Consider the following 6,660-nt stretch of genomic DNA (forward strand, 5'->3'; position numbering starts at 1 on the left):
TTCTCGCCCTTGGCGAAGAGCTCGTCGGTGACGCTGGTGTCCTTCTCGAGCTTGGCGTGGCGGTCGGCGTGGACCGCGGCGCAGTAGATGCAGCGGTTGACCATCGAGGCCGCCAACGCCCCCACCTCGCGCTCGGCGCGGGACATGCCGCCGGCGTCGTACATGATGGCGTTGAACAGCGGCGAGCGCACCTTGAGGCTCTCGACGTCATGCGCCAGCGTCAGCACGTAGGCAGAGACCTTGGTGTTCGAGGGCGTCACGCTCAGCGCGTCGAGCTGCTCGGGCGTGGCCTCGTCGAGCTTCACCGGCGTGACGCGCGGCTGCCATTGCGGGACGGTGCGTGTGAACTTGTGGACGATGCGGCTCATGCGGCGGCTCCGGTCATCAGACGCAGTCCGGCGACCACGCGCAGTTGGTAGGCAAGGAAGGCGACGAGCTCGCAGAGGCGCACGATGTCGGCGTCCGACACGCCCGCGGTCTGCAGCCCGGCGATGTCCTGGGCGTCGATGTTGCGGGTGTCGTTGGCGACCTTGTCGACGAAGGCCATCAGGTGAGACAGCCCCTGGTCGGTGCCGTCCTGCGCCGGATCGGCGAGAGCGGCGCTGCCGCCCGCGCGGGCGGCGTAGCGCTCGGCCAGCGCCGGTTCACCGCCGAGCGCGGCGACGCGGGCGGCCAGCGCCGCGCGCAGCGGGTGCGGGAAGGCGCCAGGGTCATTGGGGGTCAGCACCGCGTCCTCGGCGGCCTGCGTGGCCTCAATGATGTTGGCGCGGGTCTCGGTGGCGGCGGCCGTGGCGCTGCCCGGGGTGACGCCCGCTGCGCTCAGAGTGGTGGTGTCGAAGATGCTCATGCAACCTGCCCTTCTTTGGCCGAAGCCAGCTCGGTCTCGGTCCATTCCGTCCCGTCGAGCTCCGGCGTGTCGTAATCCAGCATTGCCTGCCAGTGTGTTTCCAGATCCTCGGCGTAGAGCGTCGCCGCCATCGCCCTGGCGAGCCACGCCGCCCCTTCCGAAACCCCCGGGATGTCGCCCGAGACCTTCCCGAGGCTCGCCGATGCGCCGTAGTTGAAGCAATAGACGTTCTTCAGCCACGGCACCTCGCCCGCGACTTTCTCGCGGAAGGTGAAATCCTCGTTGAGATAGGGGAAGCGGCCAAGATCGGCCTGCTCCTCACCCTCGGGCGGGGTGTAGACGTCCTGCCAGAGCTGGATGCGGCCTGCAACCTCTCCGAATTCGGTGCGCGCCATCGGGTCGATGATGAAACCGGTGCCGAGGATGACGAAATCGCAGCGGTGGCTGGTGCCGTCGGCGAAGCGGATCTCGATCTCGTCGCCGTGCTGCTCGATGGTCTTCGTGGCCTTGCCGAAGTGGAAATAGGCGTTGGGATGGCGGCTTACCCGCAGGGTCGAGCCATGCGGCGACGGCGTCTGCGTGGAGAAACTGTACTGCATGAAGCGCCAGCGCCATTCGTCGGGCAGCCCCGCGAACCCGGCGGTGAACCCGTAGGAGCCGATGCCCATCATCTTGTTGACGGTCGGCATCTCCTTGCGGCGGATCAGGTGGCGGACCTCGGCGGCGCCGTGCTCAAGCGCCTCGGCGGCGTTGTCCACGGCCGAAGCCCCCACCCCGATCACCGCCACGCGCTTGCCGCGCAGCGTGTCGAAATCGATGTCATCGGCGCTGTGCGCCCAGAACCGCCGGTCCAGCCCCTGCACGAAACCCGGGATGTTGGGCCCGCCGGTGCCGTCGCGGCCGGTGGCGAAGACCAGCTTGCGGCAGAGGATCGTGCCCTCCTCGGCGCCGGAGACGGTGAGCCGGAGCAGGTCGCCCTCGGGCTCGACCTTGTCGACCGAGACGCCGTTCTCGACCGGCACGCCGGTCGCCTTGCGGTACCAGCGCAGGTACTCCATCCATTGCGGCCGCGGGATCTTGTCGAGCGTCTCCCACGCTTCGGTGCCGAACTGCGCCCGGAACCACGCCTGGAAGGTCAGCGCGCCGTGGCCGAAGGCCGGGCCGGTCAGCACCTTGGGCGAGCGCAGCGTCTCCATGCGCGCGTAATTCAGCCACGGCCCCTCGAAGCCCTCGGGGCTGCGGTCGAGCACGCGGATGTTGCGGACGCCGCCGGAGGTCAGGCCCATCCACGCCACCATGCCGCACATGCCGCCGCCGATGATCACCACGTCCGTCACACCCTCGCGCGGGGGCACCCAGTCCTTGCCGGGGTAGCAGAGAAACTCGAGGTCCTCGCGCAGCCGCGCTTCGAGCACGTCCAGGCCCTGACCGTCGATCGGCGATGCGCCGTACGTTGATGCGTCGTTCGTTTGCATACGAATCATCCTCAGAGACATCCTACGAGAAAATCATGTTTCGTTTCAGCATCAAGCTGGGTGTTCCGCCCGGAAACCGATGCGCAAGGTCTAGGGGATGGGCGCCGGCATGTCGATGCCCGGCCACCCCGCCCCCTGCGTCCGTCCCGGGGCCTCCCCGCACCGCCCGCGTTTTGCGCTGCGTCGCCCGCGCACGGCACAGGCGGCAGTCACGGCTGGCCCGCATCAGGAGACCAGGCTCGCGGCTTCGGTCGGGGCAGGCGCAAAACGGGCGGTTGACGGGTCACACTCGTAACGTGACCGATAGTCTGGAGCCTCGCGGGCCAGATTGTCCACCGCCCGGATGATCATATCGGCCTTTTCGTCGGTCATCAGCGCCGAAAGATTGAGCCGTACCCAGCCGGGCTTGGACATTTCCTCGCCCCGCTCGAGCGCGGCGAACATCGCGTCCGAGGCCGCCTCGTCGAGCCCCAGCAACCGGTGCGCGTAGGAACCCGCGCAGGCACAGCCGCCGCGGGCCTGAATGCCGTGCAGGTCCGACAGCAGCCGGGTGAAGAACTGGTGGTGCACCAGCCCGCCCTCACCGTCGCGCACCCGGAACGAGAAGATCGGCAGCGCATCGGGGCACTGCAGCCCCAGCATCTCGATCCGCGGATTGTGGCGCCAGACCGCCTCGGCCCGGGCCCGGAGCGCCGTCTGCCGGGCGTCGAGCCAATCCTGCCCCAGCGCCTCCTTCACAAGCATGACCAGCGCCACGCGAATATCGCCGATGACGTTGGGCGTGCCGCCCTCCTCGCGATGGGAAAGGCTCTCCGAATAGCGATGCCCCCACGGCGAGACGAAACTCACGGTGCCGCCGCCCGGCAGGGTCGGCGTGCGGCGGCGGGCGATGGCGTCGCGCAGCACCATGACGCCCGACGCGGCGGGGCCGCCGGGAAACTTGTGCGGCGAGAAGACGATGGCGTCCTTCTCGGCATCGGTGCCCTGCTCCATGCGCATCCGCACGTAGGGCGCGCCGCCGGCGAAATCCCAGACCGCGAGCGCGCCGTGCCGCTTCAGCAGCCGCGTCACGGCGTCGGTGTCGGTGACGATGCCGGTGACGTTGGAGGCCGCAGAAAAGCTGCCCACCACCAAGGCCGCGCCCTGCGCAGCCACGAGCGCACGCTCGAGCGCCGCCATGTCCGGACCGCCCTCACCCGCCTCGGGGATCTCGACGACCTCGGCGCCGGTCTCGCGCCACGGCAGCAGGTTGGAATGGTGCTCATAGGGTCCGACCAGCACCACGACCCGGCCACCCGCCGCGAGCGTCGCGGGAATGTCGAGCAGGCCGACGATGCGGTTGATGCCCGCGGTGCTGCCGGAGCCGGTGAAGACCACGCTCATGCCCTCGCCCGCACCGGTCATGCGCGCGATCTCGGCCCGCGCCGCCTCGCGCAGGCGGGTGGCATAGGCGCCGCAGAACGACGCCTGCGTGTGGCTGTTGGCGTAATAGGGCAGCACCCGGTCGCGCACGAAATCCTCGACCTGGGCCAGCGCCCGCCCCGAGGCCACGTAATCGGCGTAGACCAGCGGCTTCGGCCCGAATGGCCCGTCGATGGTCGCATTCTCCCCGATCAGCCCGGCGCGCAGCCACTGCGGCAGATCCGGGCGCTTGAGCGAAAGGGCGAAGTCGTCGAGGGGGGCCATGAGCATCTCGTTTCGGGGAAGGTCTGACAACCAATATGTCACCGCGAAATCGAGAAGACTTCACATATTTTCACCTTCCAAGCCGCGATTTTCTATCATATGATCGAATAATGTCTCTAAAGCTCGATCACATTGACCACCGCATCCTCGCCGAGCTGCAACGCGACGCCTCGCTCTCGCAGCGCGCACTGAGCGAGCGTGTCGGCCTGTCGCAGAACGCCTGCTGGCGGAGGCTCAAGGCGCTGGACGCCGCGGGCGTCATCCGCAACCACACGGTGGTGCTGGACCGCAACCAGCTGGGCGCCGGGCTGGTGGTCTTCGTGATGATCAAGACGCGGCACCACTCCGCCGCCTGGCTGAAGCGCTTCCGCACCCATGTCTCGGCGATCCCGGATGTCATCGACTTCTTCCGGATCGGCGGCGAATACGACTACCTGCTGAAGATCATCACCCGCGACATGAACAGCTATGACGAGGTCTACAAGCGCCTGATCGAGGAGATCGAGCTCGAGACCGTGACCTCGTATTTCGCCATGGAGGCGATCGAGGAACAGCGTCCGATCCCGATGTGATCGTGCAGATATGCCTTTAAGGCGCTGAAAATTAACCTCTCTTCAGGTGAATGTAAAAAACCTTCACATCGACCCTTGATAAGCACCGTCCGGGTTCCGATCTAGCATAATGTGAAAGACATTCACATTGAACAACGAGAGACAAAGGACACCGCAATGACCGCCGCTGTGCACTATGAAGACCGCCCCGCCAATCCCGGGTGGCTCAAGCGCGCCGAGGCATGGCTCGACGAGCGCGGCAGACCCGCCTGGATCGTGGCCATGGTACTTGGCTTCATTTTCTTCTGGCCGATCGGACTTGGCCTTCTCGCATACATGATCTGGAGCAAACGCATGTTCGGAAAATCCTGCCGCCACCGTCCTGACCGTCACGCCTATCGTCACGGCTTCAACGCGATGCGGCCCTCGGGCAACGCCGCCTTCGACGCCTACAAGCTCGATACGCTGCGCCGGCTCGAGGACGAGCAGAAGAGCTTCGAGGACTTCCTCCAGCGTCTGCGCGAGGCCCGCGACAAGGCAGAGTTCGACCAGTTCATGGACGATCGCGCCCGCAACGCCCGCGACGTGAAGGAAGACGAGAAAGAGGACGCCTGAGCGCGTCCCCCCCATGGCCCCACCCCGGGGCCATGGGCTACACTCCACGTAACCTTATCCCCGCCCCCCAGACGAGAGCCCGGATGTTCACCGACGGATCCTATTCGCAACTTCCCGACCCCGTGCGCCAGAGCGCCTTCTACGACAGCGTGACCCTCAAGCGCGGTCTCGCGTGGATCGTGGACTCGATCATCGTCGCGATCCTGGTCTTCATCGCACTGGCCTTCACCGCCTTCCTCGGCGCCTTCTTCTTCCTCGCATTCTGGATGGTGATCAGCTTCGCCTACCGCGTGGTGACCATCGCCAACGGCTCGGCCACCTGGGGCATGCGCCTCATGGCCATCGAGTTCCGCGACTGGCGCGGCGAGAAGCTCGATTTCGGGCAGGCCTTCATGCACACGCTGGGCTACACCGTCGCCGTGTCGGTCGCCCCGCTGCAGATCGTCTCGATCGTCTGCATGTTCGCCACCGAACGCGGCCAGGGCCTGTCGGACCTGCTGCTGGGCACCACGGCGCTCAACAAGCGGGCATGATCCGGGGCGGCGCCTGGGCGCCGTCACCTGCCTCCGCCCGACGCACCTCCGCGTGATTTGAATTGGCCCGCCGGCTCCCTATTTTCGGGGGGTTGGCGGGTCTTCGATTCGTTGCTACGTTTTTCTCCGGAACAGCCGACAGGATCGATATGCGCCATTCGCTGCCGCTTGCGCCGCAATTCTATGTGACGGCCCCGCAGGCCTGCCCGTACCTGCCGGGACGCATGGAGCGCAAGCTCTTCACCGCCCTTCAGGGCGACAACGCCGAGAAGCTGAACGACAGCCTCTCGAAGCAGGGATTCCGTCGTTCGCAGAACGTGCTCTACCGGCCGTCCTGTTCGGATTGCGCCGCCTGTCTCTCGGCCCGCATCGACGTGCGCCGGTTCGAGCCCACCAAGAGCCAGCGCCGCACGCTTCGCCGCAACGACAACCTCGCGCGCCGGGCTTCGAGCCCCTGGGCCCCCGAGGCCCAGTTTTCGCTGTCCCGCCGCTATCTCGACGCCCGCCACGCCGATGGCGGCATGGCCGACATGGATATCTTCGAGTTCGCCGCGATGGTCGAAGAAACGCCGATCCGGTCGCGTGTGGTGGAATACACCGACCGCGAGAGCGGCGCGCTCAAGGCGGTATGCCTGACCGACGTGCTCGATGACGGCGTGTCGATGGTCTACTCGTTCTACGAGCCCGAGTTGCAGCGAAAGAGCCTTGGCACATGGATGATCCTCGACCATGTCGAGATCGCCCGCGAGGCGGGGCTGCCGTATGTCTACCTCGGCTACTGGGTGCCGGGCTCGCCCAAGATGGGTTACAAGGCCCAGTTCGGCGCGCTCGAGGTCTACCGGCGCGGCCGCTGGGAGCGGATGATGGACACGGCGGATTACGCGGAAGAGTGCCACCCGCTCTCGACCGATCCCATCGCCGAGCAGGTCGCCAACATCTCGCTGCCGGACTCG

Annotated in this window: 8 protein-coding genes; 4 read left to right on the forward strand and 4 right to left on the reverse strand. The window is 66.8% G+C overall.

Annotation, left to right across the window (positions count from 1 at the left end):
* From HC022_RS16285 to HC022_RS16300, 4 genes are all read right to left on the reverse strand, one after another.
* On the reverse strand, nucleotides 1–368 hold a 368-nt coding region (locus HC022_RS16285), incomplete at its 3' end, for a peroxidase-related enzyme (RefSeq protein WP_167453129.1).
* Nucleotides 365–847 (reverse strand): hypothetical protein, encoded by a 483-nt coding sequence (locus HC022_RS16290; RefSeq protein ID WP_008885413.1) that lies wholly within the window; start codon nucleotides 845–847, stop codon nucleotides 365–367. The genes HC022_RS16285 and HC022_RS16290, both read right to left, overlap by 4 nt.
* Nucleotides 844–2,322: an NAD(P)-binding domain-containing protein gene (locus HC022_RS16295; protein WP_167453130.1), complete on the reverse strand. Its 1,479-nt coding sequence runs from the start codon at nucleotides 2,320–2,322 to the stop codon at nucleotides 844–846. The genes HC022_RS16290 and HC022_RS16295 overlap by 4 nt, the downstream gene beginning before the upstream one ends.
* Nucleotides 2,323–2,547: 225 nt before the next feature.
* Nucleotides 2,548–4,008 carry an aminotransferase class V-fold PLP-dependent enzyme gene (locus HC022_RS16300; protein ID WP_167453131.1) on the reverse strand — a complete coding sequence of 487 codons (1,461 nt, stop codon included), beginning with the start codon at nucleotides 4,006–4,008 and terminating at the stop codon, nucleotides 2,548–2,550.
* 110 nt (nucleotides 4,009–4,118) lie between these two features.
* On the opposite strand from HC022_RS16300, the gene HC022_RS16305 reads away from it, so the two are divergent.
* The 4 genes from HC022_RS16305 to HC022_RS16320 form a co-directional block, all read left to right on the forward strand.
* Entirely contained in the window at nucleotides 4,119–4,580 is a 462-nt protein-coding gene (locus HC022_RS16305; RefSeq protein WP_008886160.1) for an Lrp/AsnC family transcriptional regulator, read from the forward strand.
* A gap of 156 nt (nucleotides 4,581–4,736) precedes the next feature.
* On the forward strand, nucleotides 4,737–5,174 hold the full coding sequence (locus HC022_RS16310) for a DUF2852 domain-containing protein (protein WP_008885034.1): 438 nt from the start codon (nucleotides 4,737–4,739) through the stop codon (nucleotides 5,172–5,174).
* An 83-nt stretch (nucleotides 5,175–5,257) separates the two neighbouring features.
* The gene (locus HC022_RS16315; protein WP_008884768.1) at nucleotides 5,258–5,707 is read left to right on the forward strand and encodes an RDD family protein; all 450 of its coding nucleotides are present in this window, start codon (nucleotides 5,258–5,260) and stop codon (nucleotides 5,705–5,707) included.
* A gap of 149 nt (nucleotides 5,708–5,856) precedes the next feature.
* A partial coding sequence (locus tag HC022_RS16320; RefSeq protein ID WP_167453132.1) for an arginyltransferase occupies nucleotides 5,857–6,660 on the forward strand: 804 nt, incomplete at its 3' end.

Source organism: Salipiger sp. HF18, assembly GCF_011806505.1.
GTDB lineage: Bacteria > Pseudomonadota > Alphaproteobacteria > Rhodobacterales > Rhodobacteraceae > Salipiger > Salipiger thiooxidans.